This window comes from Bradyrhizobium campsiandrae, from assembly GCF_014529705.1.
Lineage (GTDB): Bacteria > Pseudomonadota > Alphaproteobacteria > Rhizobiales > Xanthobacteraceae > Bradyrhizobium > Bradyrhizobium campsiandrae.
Window position 1 is genome coordinate 203,652 of record NZ_JAANIH010000001.1, and the last position, 23,081, is coordinate 226,732.

Below are 23,081 nucleotides of genomic sequence, written 5' to 3' on the forward strand. Positions count from 1 at the left end.
GATGGCGCCGGAGAAACCACGGCTTCACAAAGGCGTAGCCAAAGAAGCACAAGACGGCCGCAGGCAGGATCAAGGGCAGCAACATCAGGGACATCGAACACTCCGCAATCGGAGCATCCGTAGGTTGGTGCCCTTACGCTGTCCTTACGGAACGGTCATGTTGGAAACATTTTGAAACAAAGATCGCCTCAATTGGCCTCGGCCGGGTGTTTGGCGGCTCCCAAGATCAACAGCGCCAGAGGCGCCAGCGGGCCGACTGCGACGGCGATCCAGAGCCACCTTGCCGACGATCTGCTGCGTTCGCGCGCCATCGCGCCTGCGAGCGGGATCGATCCAATCGAGGCGATGACGAAAAGCCAGTAGGCCATGACCATCTCCAATGCCGCACGATATGGTAGCATGAAAGTCATGGACGGCCCTCGCCTCCGCAAAATGTGAGGCCGTCCTTGTCTCGCGAAGATGATGTGCATCAACGCTGCCAAGCCGTGCTGCCGTCATAATTTCGTAATCCTTCGGCACAGAACTTTTCATTGGTCACAGACTTTCCTCGGGATGGGGCCAGGCGATGGGGAATCGGATCATGACGGAACACACGCACAACGATGCCATCAGGCGCAATTCCCTGCGCGAGGCTGCGCTCGAGGAGATGGCGAAGTTCGAGCGCAGGGAAAGCGAGTTCCGCAGGAAGGATCGCGCCGAGCGCGCCGCCGATCTCCGCCTGCCCCTGGACGAGATCCAGGTGCATTAGGACGCAATCCGGCGGTTACCTACTGTGCATGGGGTTGTTTTGCGGATCTGGCGAGATCCGCCCCACCGGCTGCATCAAGTCCTCGCATCGGCTCCCGCTACATCAGCGCCAGCAGCACGATGCCGACGACCAAGACCACGAAGCCAGCCGCCGTCGCGGCGGCGAATGACCGCTCTACCTTGTCCATGATGCCACCCCGCTGTCGGCGCGCCACGTATCCCCCATGGCTTCGCCGTGCGCGCAAAGTGTCGCCAACGGATGTGTCCTAATTTGTGCGGGCGGATGTCTGAATTGGGACGCGAGCGCGCCTCTCAATGCCCTCGTAAGCCCCGCACAAGCTTGCGTAAGGCACCTGTCAGCCGAATGCTCTAGCGTCGCCTTGCCCGCTGGACCAACACCGGGCCTCCATACCCAGTCGACCCCGCTCGTCCCGAGCGGGGTCTTCTGTTTTGTCGGCCGAGCGACGAAGCTGCCGAACCCTTGCGGGATTCCGTCCGCGATCAGATCCGCCTCGCTCTGTCAGGCTGCCGTAAGCTGAGCGGGCTACGGTCGTCCCGCTATGGTGTTGCAGCCCAGCACCTCAGCCTCCAATAACCTTCTGCCCCGCCCGGCTCTCTCCTGGCGGGGTTTTTTCTGACGCGAAGACACGAGACCCGCGCGCATTCGATGTCGCCTGGTTTCCCCCGTGGTTCTCCGGGCAAGAACAGAGTTCCTGACCTAATCACGACCCGCAGCATCCATCGCCCGCCAGTCTTTCGGAATCCGATTTCGCTTGTTTCGAACTGCGCGCGCTTGCCGAATTCCGATGACTTGTCCTCGACTTAATCCCAATTTTTGCTTGTGAAAGGAATATTACCTCGCCCAACATGTTACCCGACATGACAAGGTGAATCGTGGAGGTGACCATGAATCACAGGGGTGTTGAGTTCACGGTTGCAAAGACGGCGGTTCCGGGTGTCTGGCAATGGCAGTTCCGGATCGGCGACGAAATCAGGACAGGCAAGACCGAGACGAAGATCGACCTCCTGGCCATCCGTCGGGTGCAGCTGCGCATCGATCGAGAGCTCAAGGCCATGGGCCGCAAGAGGGCTGAGGCGTCAGGTTGAAAGGCCGGAGCGGGACGGCTAGTCGGCGCTGGGCAGCCGCCGCATGGTGAATTCGATGTCGCCGCCGGGCAATTCGCGCCAGGTTTCGACCTCGCTCATATAGCCGGCCTTGGGATAGCGCGCGAAGAAGGCCTGCGCTCTTGCCCGCGCTGCCGCGCGCGGCAGGGTGAAGCTCTCGCGCAAATAACCGTCGCCGGCCGTGCCGGATGGCCTGGCGGCTCGCTTGCGCCGGCGCGCCATCCGCTCGGCGAGGTCCTGCGGCCGATCCGCCATATCCTGCCTCCTCAACGCAACACTGCGAGAGAATGTAGGATCCGGTCCTCGCGAAGGCGAGTCCTGACGGAGGCGTCCCCCGCCTCCGGGGACCCCGCTCAATTTGCCGCCGTGCCGCCGGACTTGGGCTTCTTGGGCGTGCTGGTGGCGGCTGACGCCTTCGGCGCTGGCTGCTTCGGCGGGTCGGCGCGCATTCCGCCCCATGGATCATTGGAGGCCTTGGCGTCCGGGATCTTCTTCAACGTCTCCTTGTAGGCCTTGTCACGCTCAGCATCGGCGGCCTTCTCGTCGTCCGTCTTGGAGGGGGTATCCGCCAGCAGATTGATATGGGGCGCGTCCTGCGCGAAAGCCGGTCCGGCCAGCACCGCCAGCACCGCCGCCATACGGAAAAGCTTCATCACTCACTCCTTGATCATCGATAGAGGGGCGGATTCCGCGCCCGGTCCTTCTTCACGGCTCCGAGCGCCGCTTCAATCCACTAGAGCCGATCCGATCTGCACGATTTCGGCCCGTGAAGCCAGTCATCCCAGATCGGACCGCACTTGGTGCAGCCGTTCAGCGCCAGAGCGAACGCAGTCAGGCAAAATACCAGGATACACCGACGCAACATCGTCCACCACGCTTCCAAGCGTGGCATCATATCGGGCGAAGTCGGGCATTTTCAAGCCGACGACCCCGGTGACTTCGCCGCAGCCAGGCGGGCAGCATGAGCGAAACATCCGGCAACACAGGAGGGAATGACAGCAATGCCATCGCAGCCAGACGATGAGTTCGGCATCACCGAGGCCCGACGGATCCTCGGCGAGGTCTTTGCACCCTGGATCCAGGATCTCAACCTCTCCGTCGAGCGCATCGAGCACATCCCGCCTCCCGAAGCACCGGACTGGCAGCCGGGCGCGCTGCTGCGCATGCCGTTCTCGGAGCGGCTATGCCGCAACGGCGGCGTGGTCTGCGGCCAGGCGCTGATGGCGCTGGCCGACACCGCGATGGTGATCGCGAATCTCGCCGCCAACCGCGGCTACCGTCCGATGACGACGGTGGACCAGACCACGCATTTCATGCGCGCAGTCTCATCGTCCGACGTGCTGGCGGACGCGCGCGTGGTACGGCTCGGACGCACCATGAGCTTCGGCCGCGTCACCCTGCTCTCCGCCTCCGACAACAAGCAGGTGGCGATGGTGTCGGGCGCGTTTGCGATGCTGCCGGGCTGAGCATCGTCCGAGGGAGGAGAGCCGCGTGGGCATAAAGCTCACCTGGGCTCTCCGCCACGATTGCGTCGATGCGAAGCGCGCTTTGATCGCGCTTCGCTCGGCACCTCCAAGAATTACTCAAGAATTACTCAAGAATTACTTGCCGAGAATTTCGTCAGCCGCGGTGACGACGCTGACGGTCGGATTCTTTCCGCAATAGGAGCCGAACTTCTTGGCATTCTCGATGAACACCTCGGTGTCGATGATCGCGTTGTCCTCGTCGCCCTTGTACCAGCCGTCCATCCAGGTCAGCACGACCGCGATGTTGTCCTCCCCGCTCTCGAGGAACTGCCTGCATGTCATGGTCGAGAGGTCCCACTTGACGGCATGGGCGGGCATCGACATCAGCGACAGCGCCGCGACGAACAGAAGCGAGAGTGTGGTCTTCATCGGAATCTCCATCGGCGCATAACGCCATAAAGCAAAAGGCTTGCGGGATAAACTCGGCGGAACGTGACCAGCCGCATCAACGTCGTAAACGAAGTCTGAAGCGCTGTGCAAGTAGCGACAGTATTGAGTTTAGTTCAACGTAATTTCTATGCACTACTTCACAATCATCATTGTGGATCAACGCAGATGACCGAGAAGCGTGCAGCGCAACGTCACCGGGTCTTCAAGGGTGGTACGATCACCTATGAAAATAGGGGCATTTCGTGCACGGTGCGAAACATGTCGGAAGGCGGCGCGGCAATCGACCTCGATGCTCCCGTCACACTGCCGCAATCATTCACGCTCTCGATCGCGCGTGACAATTTCGTGCGCAATTGCCGCGCCGTCTGGCGCAGCGAGCGGCGCATCGGCATCGCTTTCGTGCAATAAGACATGCGATGTGAACGACGGTTCGCATCACATCCACAACACGACTATGATTGCGTGATACGGCGAACGCATCGCCGGCATTCGACGTGACGCGACGATCGTGAGTGCGATCCAGCGAGAGCCTCCGTTGAAGGAGGCGGGGAAGGTCAGGCTGTCCCCGACGAACGATGTCGTTGGCCGACTTGATCGGACCTGATGCCGCGCAAGGAGCAAGACCGCAAACCGGGGAGATCACCGCTCCCTGGCCTGCCAAGTGAAGCTCGGCTGCACCACGAGCAGCACAATGCCGACCGGATATCTCGGTCGGCCATCTCCGCCTCGCTCTATTCACTTTGCTCTATTTCGACTTCTTCGCCGGCTCGCTCGGACGCGCTCCACCCCAAGGGTCGTACTTCTCCTTGGGCTCCGGAATGCGCTCGAGCGCAGCCTTGTAGGCCTTCTCATCAACCTTGGGCGTGTTGTCAGCCTTGGCGCCGCGCTCGTTGGGCTGTCGCCGGCCACCTCCCATTTGCGCCTGCGCCGAACCAACCGTCAGCGCGAGCACCGCGGCCGCTATGACCAAAACCCTCATTGGCGCAATCTCCTTCGTCTGGCGCACAGACTAGCCTGCAATCCCGTCATAGCCAATGCGACGGCTCCCACGCCTTCAGCAAATGTTGATCGAGCAGGACTTCGTCCCGCCGAATTCGCCCCTATCTGTTGGCCCGCAGGGGACCTTCACGAATGTTGCGGATTGTTGCTCGTGTGGCGATGCTCGCCGGCACGCTCGCGCTCGGCGCGTGCGGCTTTGCCGACAGCCGGGCGCCGGTGCCCGAGTTCATGCGTCTCAAGGAAGCCGAGCAGCAGCCGCCCGAACCGCCGCCTGACGTCAAGCGCGTCGTCCGCGAACAGATCGATGTGGTCTTTCTCAGCACATCCTATCCGCGCGAGGTGCAAGTCGCCGTGCCCCATCACGAGGTCCGCGGACCCGGCTGGACCGCCTGCGTCCGCGCGCAGCTCACCTCGGCCACCGGTTCGGCGCTGGGCGTCCAGACCTACATTGTGACGATCAAAGGCGGCAAGATCGTCGATCGGCGACGCGCGGAAGCCGACGACATCTGCGGCTCGGAAGCTTACGAGCCGATCTAAAGATGGATCTCAGTACGCGACGTTCCGGTTCCGGGAAAAACCTGTAATTCACCCGGAACGATCGTCGCCTCCCATTCTTGTTACCGCCGAGGGCAGTTTCGGAGGAGGACAGGATGAGGACGTTCACGATTGCACTGCTGGCCGGTGTCGGGGCTCTCGCCGCGGCGAGCGGCGCGAGAGCCGCGGACCTGTACACGACCAGCGAATACAGCAGCCCCGATCTCATGCAGGAGGTCCGGCTGGTCTGCGATGACGCCGGCAATTGCTATCGCACCCATGGCGGTGCCCGCGTGATCGTGGGCGACTCCTACGCCCGCATGCCGCGTGAGCGCTACTACGAGCGCCGCACCTATCGCGACTGGGATGACGGCCCGCGCGCGGGCGTCGGCATCCGCGCGCCCGGTGTCAGCGTGGGCGTCGGAGTGGGCGACGACCGCTGGTAAGCGGCGGGATATGATTGACGGGACCGGACGAGAGACTCGTCCGGTCCCGTTCGTTTGACGGCAGATCGGATCAGGCCGCGACCACCTGCTGACGGAATTGCTCGTACGCCGCGATCGCATCGGCAGCGTACATGAGCGAGGGGCCGCCGCCCATGTAGACGGCCATACCAAGTGCTTCCTCCACCTCTTCGCGCGTTGCAGCGAGCTTGACCAGCGCTTCGATGTGAAAACCGATGCAGCCGTCGCAATGCGCGGCAACACCGAGCGCGAGCGCAATCAGCTCCTTGGTCTTCTTGTCGAGCGCGCCGTCGCGCGTGGCTGCTTGGGCCAGCGCAGCAAATCCCTTCATCGTGTCGGGAATGTCGCTGCGCAGCTTCTTCAGGTTGGCGGAAATATTCCGGGTGATCTCTGGAAAATTCTTGTCCATACAACCTACTCTCTGTTGGCTTCAGGTTTCGACCGGATCGGCTGGTGCGACGTAACGCGTCACCGAGGGCAAATGAGCGATGAAGCGGGCGAGCAACATGCCGACGCACATCGCAGCAACGAAAATGAGCGCAGACACCGAGCCAAAACCGAGCGCAGTCAGCGCCGGTCCCGGGCAGAAACCTGCCATTCCCCAACCGATGCCGAAGATGGTGGGCCCCACTATTATTCGAGGATCGATATCCGTGCGCGTCGGAATGTAGAAGCGCCTGGCGAAGAACGGCCGCGCGAGCTTCAGGACGCGGTTGAATCCGAGGAAGGTCACGGCAACCGCCCCGGCCATCACAAAGGCCAGGCTCGGGTCCCACGTCCCCGCCGGAATGCCGCCGACATCCAGGAAGTTCAACACCTTTGCCGGATTCGACATGCCGGAGACGATGAGACCGAGGCCGAAGACCAGGCCGATTGCGAATTGAATGAGAACGGCCATCGCGTCAGCTCCAGTGCCGCATCACGAAGACGGTGACCGTGCCGGCAGCCATGAAGGTCCCGGTCGCAACCAGCGAACGCACCGAGAGCCGCGACAGACCGCAGACACCATGACCGGATGTGCAGCCGCTGCCCCACACCGATCCAAAGCCAGTGAGCACGCCCGCAACAATCAGCACCGGCAATCCCGCAGCGATCGTCTGCTCGGGCAGGCTTCCGGTCGCAAGCCGCACCGCCACGGGTGCAGCAACAAGGCCCGCCACGAAAGCAAACCGGCCGGCAAACTCGCCATCCTCGTAAGGTGGGAATAGCCGTGCCGCGATACCGCTGACACCTGCGATCCGCCCCGTCGCCCACATCAGGAGCACGGCGGAGAGACCGATGAGCGCTCCGCCAAGCAGCGAGGCGAGCGGCGTGAAAAACGTGACCGTCATCTTGATCCTCCGGATCGAGCGCCCATAAGGCGCGGCACCAGACACCCGTTTATTTCCATTGTTTCTTATTTTCGAATATACTAATATGTTGGCCAGCCATGACACGCAAGCCCCGAAATCAGGAATTGATCGCTCTGGAGGAAAAGGCCGAGGAGGCCACCCGTCTGCTCGCTGCCATGGCCAATCCGAAGCGGCTCATGGTTCTCTGCAACATGCTCGATGGCGAAAAGTCTGTCGGCGAACTCGCCGACATCGCCGGCCTCTCCTCGGCTGCACTATCCCAGCATCTCGGAAAGATGCGCGCTTTGAGCTTGGTCAAAACCAGACGCGAGGGGCAGACGATATACTACAGCCTTGCGAGCCGGGAAGTGCGCGCGGTGCTGGATACGCTTTACCGCCTTTTCTGCGCAACGGATTAGGGATTCGCAGGCGCAACACGGGGAGCTTGCCATGACCGACGACACTTTCATCGAGGGACCTCTCTACGAGAAGCGCAAGAAGGTCTATCCGCAGTCGGTGCATGGCCCGTTTCGCCGCATCAAATGGGCGATCCTCTGCGTCACCCTCGGAATTTATTATCTGCTGCCGTTCTTGCGCTGGAATCGCGGGCCCGGACTGCCCGACCAGGCCGTCCTGATCGACCTGCCGCATCGCCGCTTCTATTTCTTCTTCATCGAGCTGTGGCCGCAGGAGGTCTATTACTTCACGGGTCTTTTGATCATCGCGGCGATGACGTTGTTCCTGATGAACGCGGTCGCCGGCCGGCTGTGGTGCGGCTATCTGTGCCCGCAGACTGTCTGGACCGACCTGTTCTACGCGGTCGAACGCTGGGTCGAGGGCGACCGGCGCGAGCGTATGCAGGGCGACAAGCGCTACTGGACGTTCGATCACGTCCGCAAAGTCGCGCTGAAGCACTTTCTCTGGATCATGATCGCCTGGTGGACCGGCGGAGCTTGGGTGCTGTATTTCGCCGACGCTCCGACGCTGGTGAAGGATCTCGCCACCTTCCAGGCGCCGTTCATCGCCTACCTCTGGATCGGGATTCTGACCGGTACGACTTATCTCTTCGCCGGACATGCACGCGAACAGACCTGCATCTACATGTGCCCGTGGCCGCGCATCCAGGCGGCCCTGACCGACGAATGGGCGCTCAACGTCACCTATCGTCGCGACCGCGGCGAACCGCGCATGTCAGTGAAGAAGGCGGAAGCCGCCCGCGCCCATGGCGGCCTCGCCGGCGACTGCGTCGACTGCCATCAGTGCATCAATGTCTGTCCGACCGGCGTCGACATCCGTCACGGAATTCAGCTCGGCTGCATCCAGTGCGGCCTGTGCATCGATGCCTGCGACAACGTCATGCGCGAGATCGGGCGGCCCGCCGGCCTGATCGGCTATGACACCGACATCAACATGCAGCGCCGCCGCGACGGCAAGGCGCCGGTCTACAGGTTGGTCCGCCCGCGCACGATGATCTATGCCGCAGCCATCGCCATCGTCGGCAGCATCATGCTCTATGCGCTGGCGACGCGCGCGACCATGGACGTCAACGTGCTGCACGAACGCAATCCGCTGTTCGTTCAGCTCTCCGACGGCGGCGTGCGCAACGACTACACCGTGCGCATCCTCAACAAGGGCGCGGAGCGATCGTTCGCGCTCGATGTCTCCGGCCTTCCGGGCGCGACCATTCGTGTCGCCGGCGTTGCGGCCGGCCCTGACGGCAAGCCGGTCGTCGAGGTGGGGCAGGACCAGACCCGCGAGGTCCGCCTTTCGGTTCAGGTCTCCCCGGCCAACGTCCCGCCGGCGTCGCGCGACATCACCATCGCCATCACCGACACCGCCGGCGCCGGAACGGCGAGCGCCCGCGACCACTTCATTCCGGGCGACAAGTGATCCAGATCCGGCGGCGTGCCGCCGGATGCTCAATGGGACGTTAACAATACCGCTCGAATTGACGCGGCATTCCAACGGTATTTTCCAATCTTTGCGCTAAGCCTGACGCGATGACGCCGGCGAATGCCTGCGTGAATGGGGACGACGGGACGTGGTCGACATCGCGCACCAGGCTGCGATCCATCCGGCATCGGCGAAGGATGCAACGCCCGCGCTCGTCCCGCTGACGGCGATCGAGCCCGGCCAGTGGCGCACGCTGGCGCAGCGGGCGGTCGAACCGAATGGCTATTACCTGCCCGCCTGGGAGTTCGCCGTCAGCGCGACCGCGCGCGGCCGCATTGGCGCCTCGGCCCTGTCCGTCTACGGCAGTTCCTCGACGCAGCTGATCGGGTTGATGCCGGTGGTCTCGCTCTGGCAGGCCTGGAAGATTCCCCTGCCCGCTCTGGCGAGCGCGCATCCCTATGGCACGCTGTGCAGCCCGCTGATCGACCGCGATGCGTCCGCCGAGGCCGCGACGCGTCTGTTGCAGCAGGCGCGCAAGGCCGGTGCGCATGCTCTGATCCTGCGCGATGTCGCGCTCGATGGCGCGGCGATGGCCACGCTCAAGGAAGCACTCGGCCGCGACGACCTCAAGCCCCGGATACTCGGCTCCTATGTCCGCGCCAGCCTCGATGCGACACAGGATGGTGACAGGCTGCTGCACGAAGCACTCGGTACCAAGAAGCTCAAGGAGCTGCGCCGGCAGCGCCATCGCCTCGCGGAGCATGGCGCCATCAGCTTCGAAGTCGCGCGCAAGGTGGATGAGATCAAGCCGGCGCTGGAAACGTTCCTGCAGCTCGAAGCCAGCGGCTGGAAGGGCCTGCGCGGCACCGCGCTGATGCAGGATGCGGGCGATGCGACCTTCGTCCGCCGCGCTGTCCCGGCGCTCGCCGAGACCGCGCAGTGCGAGATCGTGACGCTCCGCGCCGGCGCGACGGCGGTCGCCGCCGGCATCGTACTGCGCCATCAGGATCGCGCCTTCTTCTTCAAGCTCGGCATCGACGAACGCTTTGCAAAACATTCGCCGGGGGTGCAGCTCACGCTCGATCTGACGCGTCACCTCTGCGCCGATCCCCTCATTGCGAGCGCGGATTCCACCGCGAGCGCGGATCATCCCATGATCAACCCGATCTGGCGCGGGCGCTTTGCGATCGGCGATGTGCTGATCCCGCTGCGACGGAACGATCCGCTCGTTGCACTGATTCACGCGGCGCTGGTCACACGCGGCCTGGCGCGCGAGACGGCCCGTCGCGCGATCCACCTGCTCCGCAAATAGGCCGGCGTTACTCCGCCGCCTGCGCGTTGATCTCCGCCGAGACCTGGCGGATGGCGCGGGCGAGCAGGTTTGGATCCTGCGCGCCGGAGACGGCGTATTTCTGCGCGAACACGTAGGTCGGCACCCCCGAGATGCCCTTCTCGGCGGCCTCCTGCGCATCGGCCGACACGCGCGCGACGTCCTCGTCGGTGGCCAGACGCCTGCGCACGTCCTCGGCATCAAGGCCGACATCGGCCGCCGCTTGGACCAGCACGTTGACGTCGGTGAGATCGCCGCCGTCGCGGAAGTACAGCTCCATCAGGCGCTGCTTCATCTCGGGCGCCTTGCCGATCGCCTCGGCCCACAGGATCAGCCGATGGCAATCGGTCGTGTTGGGCTGGCGCGCGACCAGCTCGGGCTTGTAGAGAAGCCCCTCTTCGCCGGCAGCCGCGACCACCCGGCCGGCAATACCCTTATAGGCCTCGACGGAGCCGAACTTGGTGGTGAGATAATCCTCGCGGCTGATACCCTCGCGCGGCACCCACGGATTGAGGAAGAACGGGCGGAAGTTGAGCTTGACGGGAACGTCGGGCACGAGCGCCAGCGCACTCTCGATCCGATGCTTGCCGATATAGCACCACGGGCACACAACGTCGGAGACGACATCGATCTGGAGCGGTTTCAGCGTGCTCATGAGCGCCTCCTTCGGGCGATGCGGTGTTGCCGCAAGATAAGCCGAACGCGGCCCGAGGCAAGGGCGCTAGCCCATATTCGCCGCCGTTTGCCTCAGCCACGCCGCAGTGCGCTCGTCTGCCGGAAAGAACGTCTCCAACGCCAGCTCCGAGAGGGTGATGTCGACCGGCGTTCCGAAAACCATGGTGGTGGAGAGGAAACTTAGTATCCCGCCGTCATGGCGCAGCTTGAAGGGGATGGCGACATTGTCGCTCGACAGCGGCGCCGCGCGCGCCGGAATGGGATAGCTCTTCAGGTCGTTGTAGAGCCTGATCAATTCAGGGTCGGCCGTGGCCTCGCATTGCCGGTGCAGCCGCTCAAGGAGGTGCGCGCACCATTCCGCGAGATTGACGGTGCGCGGCGCCAGCCCCTCCGGATGAAAGGCGAGCCGCAGGACGTTGAAGGGCTGGCCGAGCAACCGTTCCGGAACCCCTTCGAGCAGCGGCGCCACCATGCGGTTGGCGGTCACCAGATTCCAGTGCCGGTCATAGGCCAGCGCCGGATTGGGCTCGTGGGCCTTGAGGACGAGGTCGATCGCCTGACGGGCTGACTTCAAGGCGGGATCCTCCAGCGGGCGCTGCGGAAAGGCTGGCGCAAAGCCTGCGGCGACCAGCAGCACGTTGCGTTCGCGCAAGGGCACATCGAGGCGCTCGGCGAGGCGCAACACCATCTCGCGCGACGGCGCAGCGCGGCCTGTCTCGACGAAGCTGAGGTGACGCGCGGAAATCTCCGCCTCGCCGGCGAGGTCGAGCTGGCTCATGCGGCGGCGCTGCCGCCATTCGCGCAGATGATCGCCGATATGGATCGGCTGGCTGGGTTCGGCGCGTGCCGTGGATGCGTGTGCGTTCATGGTGCAAAACCTATCATGCGTATTTCACCCCTTCCATTACCCGCGAGGTAATCGAATTGGGCCGCCGACCAGCGCATCTTCCTGGCACAGGAGAATGACCATGATCGCGCTGCTGCTTTATCGCACCCTTGCCGACCACCTTCTTCCCTGGGCGATGACGCTCGCGACCCGGATGCTGGCGCGCAGCCTCAACATGCCGGAGCCGCTGGTGCATTCGACCGGCGACTATGTCGTCGCGCAGGTCACCGCCTTCGAGCACAGCGTCGGCAAGAGCCTCTGCCCGTTCCGCCTCGCCCGCCTGCTCCGCGCCTGGTGGCGCTGCAGGCATTGAGTTCCCCGCAAGCCTACCACCCCAACCATGGAGACTCCTTATGATCGACGCATCCACCTTCCTGCGCCGTGCCCTGCTTGCCGATGCCGTCTTCAGCGGCATCGCCGCGCTCGGCTTCACGTTTGGTGCAGGTGCATTCGCCGCCCTGTTCAATCTGCCCGAGGCACTGCTGCGTGAAACCGGCCTGTTTCTGATCGCCTACACCGCGCTGGTCGGCTGGCTCGCTTCGCGCGCCGCGATCCTGAAGCCGCTCGTGCTGCTGGTCGTGGTCGGCAACGCCGCCTGGACAGCCGGCAGCATCGCACTGCTGTTGTCGGGCGCGGTGTCACCGAACCTCGCCGGCGAGCTCATGGTCGTCGCGCAGGCAATCGCGACCGGCGTATTCGCCGAGCTGCAATATGTGGGCTTGCGGAAGAGCGGGCGTGTGGTCGCTGCGTGATGCTCCCGTGTCCCGGACGCGCTGCAACGCTCCCGCGTTGTGGCGCAGAGCCGGGACCCACGCCGGACCGATTGCGGCCGGAGACGGCGCGCGCAAGCATTCAAGCCGCGGCGAATGGAGCAACCGCAGCCTGAGGACCAGTCAGAGAACTGATATGAAATCCGGCGGCCGCCAGGCGGGAACTACGCCTTCGCGCGGCCCACTTTGCCCGCAAAATGCTTGCCGTTCAGCTTCTTCTTTTTTGCCGCGGCGGTTTTCGCGCCCGCCTTCTGTGCTTTGCGCTCCGCGCGTGCCTTCACCTTGGCGCGCTCGGCCCTGGCCTCGGCGCGCTGCTTCTTGCGCTTGTTTTCGCAGGAGGGGCACTTGCAGCCGATCGGCTTCAGATAGGCTTTGAAATAATCGGTGCCGTAATCGTAATTGATCTCCTCGCCCGGCTCGATGTTCTTGATGGCGCGGATGAACACCTTGCGCTCGCGCGGACGAACGTCGGATTCGGCGTTAGGCCGGCAGGAATGGTTGATGTAGCGGGCGAGGTTCTTGCGCACCGAGCCGTCGATGGTCCAGCGGCCGTTGAGCTCGAACAGATATTTGTTCTCGATCTCGTCCTGCTCAGGAATGCGGCAGTCCAGGATCGGTCCGAAATAACGGATGATCCGGGTACCCTTCTTGATCGGCATGGTGGCGAAGAGGCCAAGTCCGGTCTTGGAACGGCCGACGCGATAGGCTTTGCGGGGAGCGATGGCTGGCATGATCGAGTGTACAGAGGACGCGGACCAGGCTGATGAGCCCGAACGAAGCCGCTCTTCTAGAACGATTCCGCGCCGCTGTCAGGCCTGTCCCTATCACCTTTGATGCTTGCCCACAGTGAAGAATGCGCAAGGCCGCAAGTTCCGCGGCATCGAGCGTTTCCTCCGATCAGGTGCCTGGCAGTCTTCCCGCCACCGTCGACTTCAGGATCGCTTCCAGCAATTGCTCCGCCGTCGTGCCTGCCGGGAGGCGCTGCAGAATGTCTTCGAGCCGCCCGTCGAGCAGCAGCATGGTGAAGCCGTGCACCATCGACCAGGCGCGCGCGATTGCGGCACCCTGCTCGATGGTCAGCGCGTCACCGCTGATCGACTCCTGCCGCATCGCGCCGATGGCATTGGCAAGTCCGGCAAACGAGGATTCGGCGGCCTCGTGCAGCGACGGCCTGGAATAGTCGAGCCGCTCGGTGCGGAACATCAGACCGTACATGCCGGGATGGGCCTGGGCGTAGGCGACATAGGCTTTTGGCCGCGCCAGCGCCCGCTCCTGAGGCGATGTGGCCGCGTCGCGGGCACACGCCATCGCAGCGTTGAACTGGCGGAAGCCGATCGCCGCGAGCTCGCTGACGAGCCCGGTGAGATCACCGAAATGATGGGTCGGCGCCGCATGCGAGACACCCGCCTCGCGGGCCACGGCGCGCAGCGTCAGACCGGCGAGCCCGTCGCGCTCCAGCACCCGTTCGGCCGCCTCGAGCAGAGCCTCGCGCAAGGCGCCGTGGTGATAGGGCGTCTCGGTCTTCGCAGCCGCCGGACGGCGCACGGGACGAGATGCAGGTGATGTCTTCTTCGAAGCGCGCGCCTGGCGCGCCGTTTCGCCGCTGGTCTGGGTGCTTATGTTGCTCTTGGCCATTTGCAAGCTATATGACGCAATATTGACAGTGTAAAGATTTCACTTGACGGAAGCCGCACATGTCTCTATTCGATCTTTACGCTGTAAAGATAGGGAGGGATATGCCGTGCATCAGGATGCGACCGCAGAGCGCCGCAACAATATCGCACCGATTCCGTTCGAGGCGGACGCGCCTTTCCTCAAGATCCTTGGCGAATTGCCGCGCGAGTTGAACGGCACGCTCTATCGCAACGGGCCCAATCCTCAGTTCGATTCCCCCGGCGCCCACTGGTTTGTCGGCGACGGCATGCTGCACGCCTTTCATCTCGAAGAGGGACGCGCCGCCTACCGCAATCGCTGGGTCCGCACCCCGAAATGGCTCGCCGAGCACGATGCCGGCCGCGCCCTGTTCGGCGGCTTCGGACGCAGGCTGCCGGATGCGCCCGCGAACCTGACCGACGGCGGCGTCGCCAACACCAACATCATCTTTCATGCCGGCAAGCTGCTCGCACTTGAAGAAGGACATCTGCCGACCGAGATCGAGCCAGGCACGCTTGCAACGCGCGGCTATTGCAACTATCAGAGCCGCATTGCCGGCCCTTTCACCGCGCATCCGAAGGTCGACCCTGTCACGGGCGATCTGGTGTTCTTCGGCTACAATGCCACTGGGCCGCTGACGCCTGCCCTCTCCTACGGATCGATCGATGCGACCGGCAAGGTGACGCGTTTCGAGCGCTTCGAGACGCCCTATGCCAGCATGGTGCACGACTTCATCGTCACCGCGAACCACGTGCTGTTTCCGATCCTGCCGCTCACAGGCAGCATGGAGCGCGCGATGAGCGGCAAGCCGCCCTACGCCTGGGAGCCGGACAAAGGCGCCTATGTCGGCGTGATGAAACGTAACGGTATGGCCAAGGACATCGTCTGGTTCCGCGGTGACGCCTGCTATGTCTTCCACATCATGAATGCGTGGGAGGACGAAAGCCGCATCGTCGCCGACGTCATGCAATTCGAGGAAGCGCCGCTGTTTCCGCATCCCGATGGTCGGCCGACGGATCCGGAGAAATCGCGCGCGCGCCACTGCCGCTGGACCTTCGACCTCTCCGGCAATGCCGACCGCTTCCAGCAGACTTATCTGGACGATCTCACCGGCGAATTCCCCCGTATCGACGATCGCCGTGCAGGCTTGAAGAACCATCACGGCTGGTACGCCTGCGCCAATCCACGTCTGCCGATGTTTGGCGCTTTGTCCGGCATCGTCCATGTCGACGGCACCGGCAAGCGGCTCGGCCAATATCTGCTGCCCGCGGGCGACACGATCTCCGAACCTGTGTTCGTCGAGCGATCGAAGGATGCGGCGGAAGGCGACGGCTGGCTGCTGGCGGTGGTCTGGCGCGCGCGGGAGAATCGCAGCGATCTTGCCGTATTCAACGCCACCGACATCGAGGCCGGCCCCGCCGCGCTGGTGCAGCTCGGCCATCGCGTGCCGGACGGCTTTCACGGCAATTGGGTGGGAGCGCAGTAGCTCTCCCTCAATTCCCGGGCGTCATCAGGAGATTTCGCATGTACGTCCCCGCGATCACTGCGAACTATCTCGCCGTTCTCGCCCTGATCTACGCGGCGCTCGCGCTCGAGGTCATTCGGCTACGGCGGAGCAGCAAGGCACCGTTCGGCGACGGCGACGACGAAAGCCTGCGCAGTGCGATCCGCGCCCACGGCAATTTCATGGAATACGTTCCGATCATCGCGCTGATGACTGCGCTGCTCGAAATGTCCGGCGCATCACCCTTGCGCATTCACCTGCTGATGGCCGCGCTCGTGCTGTCGCGGCTATTACATCCGCTCGGCATGTCCACGACGCCGGGTTCGCTCAAATTCACGATCTGCCGGGGCGGCAGCATTGTCCTGACTATCGGCGTTCTGGTCTCCTGCGCGCTGACCATCCTGTCGCGCCTTCCCTGGGCTGCCATGGCCGAGGAGATATCGGAGCAAGCCATTGCTACAATTGAGTTTTTACAGGTAATTCACGTCATTTTGACACTGTAAAGATTTTCCTTGACCCGACGCCGCACCTGAACTATCAATCTTGACATCGTAAAGATTGGTGCGACCGAGGCGACCATGACGATCTTCCTGATCCTTGCCCCCTACGGCGTCTACACTTTCCTGATGTTCATGACGTCGGCCACGGTCAGCGTTTTCGCGGGCTCGGCCATCTGCCTCGTCACGATTGCGATCGATGTTGCACGCGGCCGCTCGGTGAAGATCCTGGCCGCCGGCTCGGCGATCCTGTTCGCAGGGCTCGGCCTCTACCTCGCGCTGCGCGCCCCTGCGCTCAGCCCGCTCGGCGTCAAGCTCTCGGTCGATATCGGCATCTTCGTCATCTCGCTCGGCTCGATGCTCGCGCGCCGGCCCTTCACGCTGCAATACGCGATCGAATCCGTTCCGGCCGAGACCGCGGCAATGCCCGGCTTCCTCACCGCCAACTACATCATCACCGGCGCATGGACGATCGCCGCTCTGCTGATGATGGCCGCCAACATCGTGTTGCTCTACTTCCCGGGCCTTCCAGTGTGGTCGGGCCTGGCGGTCGCCTTCGCCGCCCGCAACAGCGCGATCTATTTCACCAAATGGTATCCCGAATATCGTCAGATCAAGTATGGTGCGCCTGATGGCGCGCTGCCCGAAGCCCGGTGAGACAGGACCGACAATGAAGGACGTATTCGCCCGCCTCGCCTCCGACTTCCTGTCGGCCATCGTCTTCCTAGTGATCTATCTAGCGACCGACAACGTCATTCTGGCGACGTCGGTGGCGATCGCGGGCGCGATCGCGCAAGTGATCTACGCCCGGATCAAGGGGCGCGAGCTCGGCTACATGACCTATGCGAGCACGGCCCTCGTGATCGTGCTCGGCACGGTGACGCTGCTGACCAATGATCCCCGCTTCATGCTGGCCAAGCCCGCGGTCGCCCATTTCGCGATCGGCGCGATCATGCTCAAGCGCGGCTGGATGCTGCGCTACATGCCGCCGATGGTCGTCGAGACGGTGCCGGAATATGTCACCGCCGCGGGCTATGCCTGGGCCGCGCTGATGTTCGTCCTCGGTGCCGGCACGATCGCGGTCGCCGCCACCGGCGATCTGAAGCTGTGGGCGTTCTACATCTCGGTGGTCGCGGGCGGCGCCAAGGTCCTCGCCTTCGCCGTGCAATACGTCGTGTTCAGGCTCGTCGTCACCAGCCGCCGGCGCGCCGCCGCCCGCGCCTGATTGGCCGCGCGGGGGGAGCGTCGAGGCGGCGTTAGGCAGCGGCTTCAAGTTGCGCTATAGGCTCTGGCTTGGACCGGCTGCGGATCGTCGCAGCCCGCCGGGATTTATTCGGGAGACGCGAATGGCCGTGGACGGCAACTGGAATCTGACCATGACGACGCCGATGGGCGAACGCCAGGCGACGCTGAGCCTGAAGGCGGCCGGCGGCACGCTCACGGGGACGCAAGGCGCGGAAGGCAATACCGCCGAGATCTTCGACGGCACCGTCAACGGCGACAATTTGTCCTGGAAAGTCTCGATCACCAGCCCGATGCCGTTGACGCTCGAATTCACCGGCACCGTGTCCGGCAACACCATCAGCGGCGAGATGGGCATCGGCCCGATGGGCAGCTTCCCGTTCACCGGCGTACGGGCTTGATCATCTCCCTCGCCCCGCTCTTGCGGGGAGAGGGTCGGGGTGAGGGGCTCTCTCCACGCACGAGACTTCCGCGAGACCTGTACCCCCTCACCCGCCGCGCTCTGTGAGCGCGTCGACCTCTCCCCGCAAGCGGGGAGAGGTGAAAACAAGCCTCAGCCCAGGTTCAACTCCTTGAAGAAGTCGTTGCCCTTGTCGTCGATGATGATGAAGGCGGGAAAGTCGACGACTTCGATGCGCCAGATCGCTTCCATGCCGAGCTCGGGATATTCGAGCACCTCGACCTTCTTGATGCAGTGCTCGGCAAGGTTCGCCGCGGCGCCGCCGATCGAGCCGAGATAGAAGCCGCCATATTTCTTGCAGGCCTCACGCACCGCCGGCGCGCGGTTGCCTTTGGCGACCATCACCATCGAGCCGCCGGCGGCCTGGAACTGGTCGACGAAGGAATCCATGCGGCCCGCCGTGGTCGGACCGAACGCGCCGGAGGCGTAGCCCTCGGGCGTCTTGGCCGGGCCGGCGTAATAGACCGGGTGGTTCTTGAAATAGTCGGGCAGCGGCTCGCCCTTCTCCAGCCGCTCGCGGAGTTTCGCGTGCGCGCTGTCGCGCGCGACGATCATGGTGCCGGTCATCGAGACGCGGGTCTTGATCGGGTACTTCGAGAACGTCGCCAGGATGTCCTTCATCGGCTGATTGAGATCGATCTTGACGACCTCCCCGCCCAGCGACTGCTCGACCTCAGGCAGATATTGCGCCGGGTTGTGCTCGAGCTCCTCGAGATAGACGCCGTCCCTGGTGATCTTGCCGAGCACCTGGCGATCGGCCGAGCAGGACACGCCGAGCCCGATCGGCAGCGAGGCGCCGTGGCGCGGCATGCGGATCACGCGGACGTCGTGGCAGAAATATTTGCCGCCGAACTGCGCGCCGACGCCGAGGCTTTGCGTCATCTTGTGGATTTCCTTCTCCATCTCGACGTCGCGGAAGGCATTGCCGTCGGGCGAGCCGTGGGTCGGCAGCGCATCGAGATAGCGGGCGGAGGCGAGCTTCACCGTCTTCATGCAGAGCTCGGCCGAGGTGCCGCCGATGACGATGGCGAGATGATAGGGCGGGCACGCCGCGGTGCCGAGGGTGAGGATCTTTTCCTTCAGGAAGGCCAGCAGCCGGTCCTTGGTCAGCACCGAGGGCGTCGCCTGGAACAGAAAGCTCTTGTTGGCGGAGCCGCCGCCCTTCGCCATGAACATGAACTTGTAGGCGTCATCCCCCTCGGCATAGATCTCGCACTGCGCCGGCATGTTGTTGGCGGTGTTCTTCTCCTCGTACATCGAGAGCGGCGCGACCTGCGAGTAGCGCAGGTTGCGGCGCAGATAGGCATCGCGCGCGCCCTCCGACAGCGCGGCCTCGTCGTCACCGTCGGTGATGACGTTGCAGCCCTTCTTGCCCATGATGATCGCAGTGCCGGTGTCCTGACACATCGGCAGCACGCCGCCGGCGGCGATATTGGCGTTCTTCAGGAAGTCCAGCGCCACGAACTTGTCGTTCGGGCTCGCCTCGCCGTCTTCCAGGATGGCGCGGAGCTGCTTCAGATGGCCGGGGCGCAGATAATGATTGATGTCGCCGAAAGCCGCCTCGGACAGCGAGCGCAGCGCCTCGCGCGACACCACCAACATGTCCTTGCCGAGGACCTTCTCGACCCTGACCCCCTCGGACGAAATCTTCTTGTAGGGGGTCTCGTCCTTGCCGAGCGGAAACAGCGGGGTGTGCTTGTAGGGCGGGACGGGCTTGGACTGGTCGGGGAAGGCGGTCGGAGCGTTCATGGGGCGATCTCGGGTTCTGCAGCCCTCGCGGGGCCTCTAAGCATAGAAGCGTTCTAAGCTTTTTTGCCGCAAAGGGAAGGCGTTCCGGTGCGGCGGGGGCATCCCGATTCGGTACCCCATTTGGTCCCATGGCGGCCATTTTTGCTGCCCGCACTCTGCCGGTGAATAGCTGTAGTTGTGCCCGATCGAGCCGGGCTGCACCCCTTGCGCTTCGCGCGCGGCGACGGTTGAATGCGCGCGCTTAAGGGGCTTTTCATCATGATTTTGAGACTGGACGTTCGCGGCGCGATTGTGGTCGCCGCCGCAATCATCGGCCTTGTGACCATCGCTGCGCCTGCTCGGGCGGACCAGTGCGACGACATCGCCAAGCAGCTCGCCGGCGGCATCGACGGGTTGAAGGTCAACTTCAAGGCCGCCAACATCATCTACCTGACCCACCCGGCGGCAAAGGAGCTCTCGCTCGGCTGCCGCGCACAGGGAGCCGCTTACTCCAACGAGCTCTACGCCAAGGGCGAGCGCAAGCCGACGCCGCAGTTCTATGACCTGGTCGCCTCCGCGGCCGCGATCATCTTCACCGTGACGAAGGACGACACCACGACCGGCGCGACGCGCTGCCTGAAGCGCATGGGCCTGTTGCGCGGCGACAAGATCACGATGCGCTACAAGCGCCTCAACATGGAATGCACGCGCACCAAGACGGACGCGGCGATCGCGATCACGCGGCCGAAGGACGAATAAGCCGGGCTCCTCACCGCACATTCCGTCATTGCGAGCGCAGCGAAGCAATCCAGACTTGTCTCCGCGGACGGACTCTGGATTGCTTCGCCGCGCTCGCAATGACAAGGAAGCGACCAGATCCCTCGCATTTTAACGATTGCCTTGAAGGAAATTTCGTCTCCTGCGGGGCAGGGTCAATCGTTTCCATGTGTGAGGATTTGTGGATGAGCGTTTCCAACGTTTCGACCGTTGCTCCGCCGCCGATCGCGATCGTGGTTCCGAGCTACGACACGACCAAGCAGCCCGACGACCAGACCAAGAGCCAGGATAGCGATCCGACCCATCAGCCGACGCCGCCTGCGCCGCTGCCGCCGGGCCAGGGCACACGGATCGATCAGCTCGCCTGATCGCGCCTGCCTAGCGATGGATCGCCCGGTCATAACGACCGGGCCTTTCGCGTGTCCGGGTTTGCCGGACGTACAGCCAAGCCATTGGCCCTCGGCCTGAGTGCTTCGTACCCTCAAGTGTGATCCGGCTCATCAAATTTCCACATCCGGCGTGCTCATCTGCGGGGCCGAACAAGCCCCCTCCATGCGTTTATGGGACGAGCCGATGGAACTGAGTGTACAGCTGCTCTCGCTGGTGGGAGACATCTACGATGCGGCGCTCGACGATTCCCTGTGGACGTCGACGCTTGGCAGCATCGTCGATCTCGCAGGTGGCCGGAGCGGTGGTCTGGTCCGGATTGGGCCCGCCGGCGAGGCCGTGATCTCGCATGCCGTCGGCGTCGATCCCTCCTACGTTCGATCCTATATCGAAACCTACGAGCCATTCGATCCGTCGCGGGGCGTGCTCCACGCGCCGGTCGGCCAGATCCAGACGATCGGAGACTGGATCGATGTCGGCGAATTCCGGACGACCATGTTCTACAACGAATGGACGCGGCCGCAGGGTCTCGATGACGCCGCCAACCTTCTGCTCGACAAGTCCGCTGCGGGATTGTCCCGCCTCTCGGTCATGAAGGCCGGCGGACTTGTCGACCGCAGGATGTATCAGGTGATCTCCTACATCACGCCGCATATGCAGCGGGCCATGCATGTCAGGCAGAAGCTGCAGCAGCAGAACGCCCTCGAGGCAATCTCGGCCCACACGCTCGACGCCCTGCGCGCCGCCATCCTGCTGCTTGATGCCAACGGCCATATCACCCACTCCAATGCGAGCGCGCAGGAGATCTTGGACGAGGCGGACGTGCTTCGTTCGGTCCATGGCCGGCTGATGACATCCGACCCGAATGCGGATCGTATCCTGAGACAGGCGTTGGCAGGCACAGGCCTCGGCGACCGAGCGATGACGGGCATCTCGCTTCATCTGGCGGCGCGCGACGGCTCGCATTATGTGGCCCATTTCGTGCCGCTGACCGCTGGGCGCCGTCAAATGTTCGGCGCCAGCTTCGAGGCCTGCGCCGTCCTGTTCGTCACAAAGGCAGCGCTTGATACGATCGTCGCTCCGGATCTCATCCGGAAACTCTTCAAATTGACGCCGGCGGAACTACGCGTCTTCCTCTCCATTATCGAGGTCGGCGGCGTTCCCGACGTGGCCAGAAGCATGGGCGTCGCCGAATCCACGATCAAGACCCACCTCGCCAGGATCTTCACGAAGACCGGAACCAAGCGACAGGCAGATCTGGTGCGGCTGATCGCGGCCTTCACACCTCCCATCAAGATCTGAGGCGCCGCGCGTCGCGCCGGCCGCATGTTGGCCGGAAGCATGCTATCATCGCATCGGTGCTGTGAGGGAGCCAGATGAACCTGATCGCACGCCTCCTGTTACAGAACACGATCCTCACCGCCGCGATGGGCGCGCTGCTGTTCGCGTCCGCCGGAACGCTGCACTGGCCCGGCGCCTGGGCATTTCTGATCACCTCCGTCCTGCTCGGCCCGCTCTGCGGCTGGTGGCTCTACCGGATCGACCCGGCGCTTCTCGCCGAGCGCTTGCGTCCCGTTCTTCAGAGAGACCAGCCGGCCGCCGACAAGGGCTTCATGATCGTATTCATCGTGGCGATGCTGGGCTGGCTCGTCGCGATGGGCCTCGACAGGCGCTATCTTGCCTCCAGCATGGGCGTCGCCTGGCAGGTCGCCGGCTTGATGCTGTTCCTCGCCTCGACGCTGTTCACGCTGTGGGTCTTTCGCGAGAACTCGTTCGCCGCACCGGTGGTGAAGCTGCAGGCCGAACGCGCGCAGCGCGTGATTTCGACCGGGCCCTACGCCCATGTCCGCCACCCCATGTATAGCGGCATGATCCTGTTCTTCGCCAGCGTGCCGCTGATCCTCGGCTCGTGGTGGGGCCTTGCGATAGCGCCGCTCTTCCTCGTCTTGCTCGCCATCCGCATCCGCATCGAGGAGCGCACGCTGATCGCAGGGCTGTCAGGCTATGCCGATTATGCGGCGCGGGTACGATATCGCCTGTTGCCCGGACTATGGTGAGGACGCCCTCGAAAAGCGTTGCCCTCCTCCGATCGACTGACGCCGCAAGAACAGGACCTCGCTACAGAGGGCCCGCACCGGCATGCGGTTCCGATCCGGACGCACA

The 23,081-nt window shown here is 63.7% G+C and carries 33 protein-coding genes; 20 read left to right on the plus strand and 13 right to left on the minus strand.

Annotation, left to right across the window (positions count from 1 at the left end; genetic code table 11):
* Positions 1-188 precede the first annotated feature (188 nt).
* Entirely contained in the window at positions 189-368 is a 180-nt protein-coding gene (locus tag G8O24_RS00995; RefSeq protein ID WP_188095599.1) for a hypothetical protein, read from the minus strand.
* 212 nt (positions 369-580) lie between these two features.
* On the opposite strand from G8O24_RS00995, the gene G8O24_RS01000 reads away from it, so the two are divergent.
* Positions 581-748: a hypothetical protein gene (locus G8O24_RS01000; RefSeq protein ID WP_188095601.1), complete on the plus strand. Its 168-nt coding sequence runs from the start codon at positions 581-583 to the stop codon at positions 746-748.
* A gap of 905 nt (positions 749-1,653) precedes the next feature.
* Positions 1,654-1,854: a hypothetical protein gene (locus tag G8O24_RS01005; RefSeq protein ID WP_188095602.1), complete on the plus strand. Its 201-nt coding sequence runs from the start codon at positions 1,654-1,656 to the stop codon at positions 1,852-1,854.
* Between the two features lie 18 nt (positions 1,855-1,872).
* Here the strand turns inward: G8O24_RS01005 and G8O24_RS01010 are convergent, their stop codons facing one another.
* Together G8O24_RS01010 and G8O24_RS01015 are read right to left on the minus strand one after the other, a co-directional pair.
* Positions 1,873-2,127: a hypothetical protein gene (locus G8O24_RS01010; RefSeq protein ID WP_188095604.1), complete on the minus strand. Its 255-nt coding sequence runs from the start codon at positions 2,125-2,127 to the stop codon at positions 1,873-1,875.
* A 98-nt stretch (positions 2,128-2,225) separates the two neighbouring features.
* Positions 2,226-2,525: a lysozyme inhibitor LprI family protein gene (locus tag G8O24_RS01015; protein WP_188095606.1), complete on the minus strand. Its 300-nt coding sequence runs from the start codon at positions 2,523-2,525 to the stop codon at positions 2,226-2,228.
* A 348-nt stretch (positions 2,526-2,873) separates the two neighbouring features.
* Between G8O24_RS01015 and G8O24_RS01020 the strand changes: the two genes are divergently transcribed.
* On the plus strand, positions 2,874-3,338 hold the full coding sequence (locus G8O24_RS01020) for a PaaI family thioesterase (RefSeq protein WP_188095608.1): 465 nt from the start codon (positions 2,874-2,876) through the stop codon (positions 3,336-3,338).
* Positions 3,339-3,473: 135 nt separating this feature from the next.
* Here the strand turns inward: G8O24_RS01020 and G8O24_RS01025 are convergent, their stop codons facing one another.
* The gene (locus G8O24_RS01025; RefSeq protein ID WP_188095610.1) at positions 3,474-3,767 is read right to left on the minus strand and encodes an HdeA family protein; all 294 of its coding nucleotides are present in this window, start codon (positions 3,765-3,767) and stop codon (positions 3,474-3,476) included.
* 186 nt (positions 3,768-3,953) lie between these two features.
* On the opposite strand from G8O24_RS01025, the gene G8O24_RS01030 reads away from it, so the two are divergent.
* Positions 3,954-4,196 (plus strand): PilZ domain-containing protein, encoded by a 243-nt coding sequence (locus G8O24_RS01030; RefSeq protein ID WP_188095612.1) that lies wholly within the window; start codon positions 3,954-3,956, stop codon positions 4,194-4,196.
* Positions 4,197-4,533: 337 nt separating this feature from the next.
* Here G8O24_RS01030 and G8O24_RS01035 read toward each other — a convergent pair whose 3' ends face one another.
* A complete protein-coding gene (locus G8O24_RS01035) occupies positions 4,534-4,767 on the minus strand; it encodes a hypothetical protein (protein WP_188095614.1) in 234 nt (77 codons plus the stop codon).
* A gap of 152 nt (positions 4,768-4,919) precedes the next feature.
* On the opposite strand from G8O24_RS01035, the gene G8O24_RS01040 reads away from it, so the two are divergent.
* Together G8O24_RS01040 and G8O24_RS01045 are read left to right on the plus strand one after the other, a co-directional pair.
* On the plus strand, positions 4,920-5,324 hold the full coding sequence (locus G8O24_RS01040; protein ID WP_188095616.1) for a hypothetical protein: 405 nt from the start codon (positions 4,920-4,922) through the stop codon (positions 5,322-5,324).
* 113 nt (positions 5,325-5,437) lie between these two features.
* Positions 5,438-5,767: a hypothetical protein gene (locus G8O24_RS01045; protein ID WP_188095618.1), complete on the plus strand. Its 330-nt coding sequence runs from the start codon at positions 5,438-5,440 to the stop codon at positions 5,765-5,767.
* Positions 5,768-5,837: 70 nt separating this feature from the next.
* On the opposite strand, the gene G8O24_RS01050 is transcribed toward G8O24_RS01045, so the two are convergent.
* From G8O24_RS01050 to G8O24_RS01060, 3 genes are read right to left on the minus strand one after another with little or no spacing between them, the layout of a single operon-like run.
* A complete protein-coding gene (locus tag G8O24_RS01050) occupies positions 5,838-6,194 on the minus strand; it encodes a carboxymuconolactone decarboxylase family protein (RefSeq protein ID WP_188095621.1) in 357 nt (118 codons plus the stop codon).
* Positions 6,195-6,215: 21 nt separating this feature from the next.
* Positions 6,216-6,683, minus strand: a complete 468-nt coding sequence (locus tag G8O24_RS01055) for a YeeE/YedE family protein (protein WP_188095622.1) — start codon at positions 6,681-6,683, stop codon at positions 6,216-6,218.
* A gap of 4 nt (positions 6,684-6,687) precedes the next feature.
* The gene (locus tag G8O24_RS01060; protein ID WP_188095624.1) at positions 6,688-7,116 is read right to left on the minus strand and encodes a YeeE/YedE family protein; all 429 of its coding nucleotides are present in this window, start codon (positions 7,114-7,116) and stop codon (positions 6,688-6,690) included.
* 98 nt (positions 7,117-7,214) lie between these two features.
* Here G8O24_RS01060 and G8O24_RS01065 point away from each other — a divergent pair, with 98 nt between their 5' ends.
* The 3 genes from G8O24_RS01065 to G8O24_RS01075 all read left to right on the plus strand — a co-directional run bounded on the left by G8O24_RS01065 (position 7,215) and on the right by G8O24_RS01075 (position 10,321).
* Entirely contained in the window at positions 7,215-7,535 is a 321-nt protein-coding gene (locus tag G8O24_RS01065; protein WP_188095626.1) for an ArsR/SmtB family transcription factor, read from the plus strand.
* A 31-nt stretch (positions 7,536-7,566) separates the two neighbouring features.
* On the plus strand, positions 7,567-9,006 hold the full coding sequence (gene ccoG / locus G8O24_RS01070; protein ID WP_188095628.1) for a cytochrome c oxidase accessory protein CcoG: 1,440 nt from the start codon (positions 7,567-7,569) through the stop codon (positions 9,004-9,006).
* A 151-nt stretch (positions 9,007-9,157) separates the two neighbouring features.
* A complete protein-coding gene (locus tag G8O24_RS01075; protein ID WP_188095630.1) occupies positions 9,158-10,321 on the plus strand; it encodes a GNAT family N-acetyltransferase in 1,164 nt (387 codons plus the stop codon).
* 7 nt (positions 10,322-10,328) lie between these two features.
* Here G8O24_RS01075 and G8O24_RS01080 read toward each other — a convergent pair whose 3' ends face one another.
* Complete coding sequence (locus G8O24_RS01080) at positions 10,329-10,994, minus strand: DsbA family oxidoreductase (RefSeq protein ID WP_188095632.1); 666 nt, start codon at positions 10,992-10,994, stop codon at positions 10,329-10,331.
* Positions 10,995-11,060: 66 nt separating this feature from the next.
* Entirely contained in the window at positions 11,061-11,882 is an 822-nt protein-coding gene (locus tag G8O24_RS01085; RefSeq protein WP_188095634.1) for a helix-turn-helix domain-containing protein, read from the minus strand.
* A gap of 100 nt (positions 11,883-11,982) precedes the next feature.
* On the opposite strand from G8O24_RS01085, the gene G8O24_RS01090 reads away from it, so the two are divergent.
* The gene (locus G8O24_RS01090) at positions 11,983-12,213 is read left to right on the plus strand and encodes a hypothetical protein (RefSeq protein WP_188095636.1); all 231 of its coding nucleotides are present in this window, start codon (positions 11,983-11,985) and stop codon (positions 12,211-12,213) included.
* Positions 12,214-12,253: 40 nt separating this feature from the next.
* Positions 12,254-12,652, plus strand: a complete 399-nt coding sequence (locus tag G8O24_RS01095; protein WP_188095638.1) for a hypothetical protein — start codon at positions 12,254-12,256, stop codon at positions 12,650-12,652.
* 182 nt (positions 12,653-12,834) lie between these two features.
* On the opposite strand, the gene G8O24_RS01100 is transcribed toward G8O24_RS01095, so the two are convergent.
* Complete coding sequence (locus G8O24_RS01100) at positions 12,835-13,401, minus strand: SET domain-containing protein (RefSeq protein WP_188095639.1); 567 nt, start codon at positions 13,399-13,401, stop codon at positions 12,835-12,837.
* A gap of 166 nt (positions 13,402-13,567) precedes the next feature.
* Complete coding sequence (locus tag G8O24_RS01105; protein WP_188095641.1) at positions 13,568-14,305, minus strand: TetR/AcrR family transcriptional regulator; 738 nt, start codon at positions 14,303-14,305, stop codon at positions 13,568-13,570.
* A 106-nt stretch (positions 14,306-14,411) separates the two neighbouring features.
* Here G8O24_RS01105 and G8O24_RS01110 point away from each other — a divergent pair, with 106 nt between their 5' ends.
* From G8O24_RS01110 to G8O24_RS01130, 5 genes are all read left to right on the plus strand, one after another.
* Positions 14,412-15,809: a carotenoid oxygenase family protein gene (locus tag G8O24_RS01110; RefSeq protein WP_188095643.1), complete on the plus strand. Its 1,398-nt coding sequence runs from the start codon at positions 14,412-14,414 to the stop codon at positions 15,807-15,809.
* 38 nt (positions 15,810-15,847) lie between these two features.
* The gene (locus G8O24_RS01115; RefSeq protein WP_188095645.1) at positions 15,848-16,330 is read left to right on the plus strand and encodes an MAPEG family protein; all 483 of its coding nucleotides are present in this window, start codon (positions 15,848-15,850) and stop codon (positions 16,328-16,330) included.
* Between the two features lie 75 nt (positions 16,331-16,405).
* Positions 16,406-16,981, plus strand: coding sequence for a hypothetical protein (locus tag G8O24_RS01120; protein ID WP_188095647.1), 576 nt, complete (start codon positions 16,406-16,408; stop codon positions 16,979-16,981).
* Positions 16,982-16,994: 13 nt separating this feature from the next.
* Positions 16,995-17,549, plus strand: coding sequence for an inner membrane-spanning protein YciB (locus G8O24_RS01125; RefSeq protein ID WP_188095649.1), 555 nt, complete (start codon positions 16,995-16,997; stop codon positions 17,547-17,549).
* A gap of 121 nt (positions 17,550-17,670) precedes the next feature.
* Positions 17,671-17,967, plus strand: coding sequence for a hypothetical protein (locus tag G8O24_RS01130; protein WP_188095651.1), 297 nt, complete (start codon positions 17,671-17,673; stop codon positions 17,965-17,967).
* A gap of 152 nt (positions 17,968-18,119) precedes the next feature.
* Here G8O24_RS01130 and G8O24_RS01135 read toward each other — a convergent pair whose 3' ends face one another.
* Positions 18,120-19,775 (minus strand): fumarate hydratase, encoded by a 1,656-nt coding sequence (locus tag G8O24_RS01135; RefSeq protein ID WP_188095653.1) that lies wholly within the window; start codon positions 19,773-19,775, stop codon positions 18,120-18,122.
* 258 nt (positions 19,776-20,033) lie between these two features.
* Between G8O24_RS01135 and G8O24_RS01140 the strand changes: the two genes are divergently transcribed.
* The 4 genes from G8O24_RS01140 (at position 20,034) to G8O24_RS01155 (ending at position 22,975) form a co-directional block, all read left to right on the plus strand.
* Positions 20,034-20,513, plus strand: a complete 480-nt coding sequence (locus tag G8O24_RS01140) for a hypothetical protein (protein ID WP_188095654.1) — start codon at positions 20,034-20,036, stop codon at positions 20,511-20,513.
* 203 nt (positions 20,514-20,716) lie between these two features.
* Positions 20,717-20,899, plus strand: coding sequence for a hypothetical protein (locus G8O24_RS01145; protein WP_188095656.1), 183 nt, complete (start codon positions 20,717-20,719; stop codon positions 20,897-20,899).
* 205 nt (positions 20,900-21,104) lie between these two features.
* Positions 21,105-22,220 carry a helix-turn-helix transcriptional regulator gene (locus tag G8O24_RS01150; RefSeq protein WP_188095658.1) on the plus strand — a complete coding sequence of 372 codons (1,116 nt, stop codon included), beginning with the start codon at positions 21,105-21,107 and terminating at the stop codon, positions 22,218-22,220.
* An 80-nt stretch (positions 22,221-22,300) separates the two neighbouring features.
* On the plus strand, positions 22,301-22,975 hold the full coding sequence (locus tag G8O24_RS01155; RefSeq protein WP_188095765.1) for a methyltransferase family protein: 675 nt from the start codon (positions 22,301-22,303) through the stop codon (positions 22,973-22,975).
* Positions 22,976-23,081 lie beyond the last annotated feature (106 nt).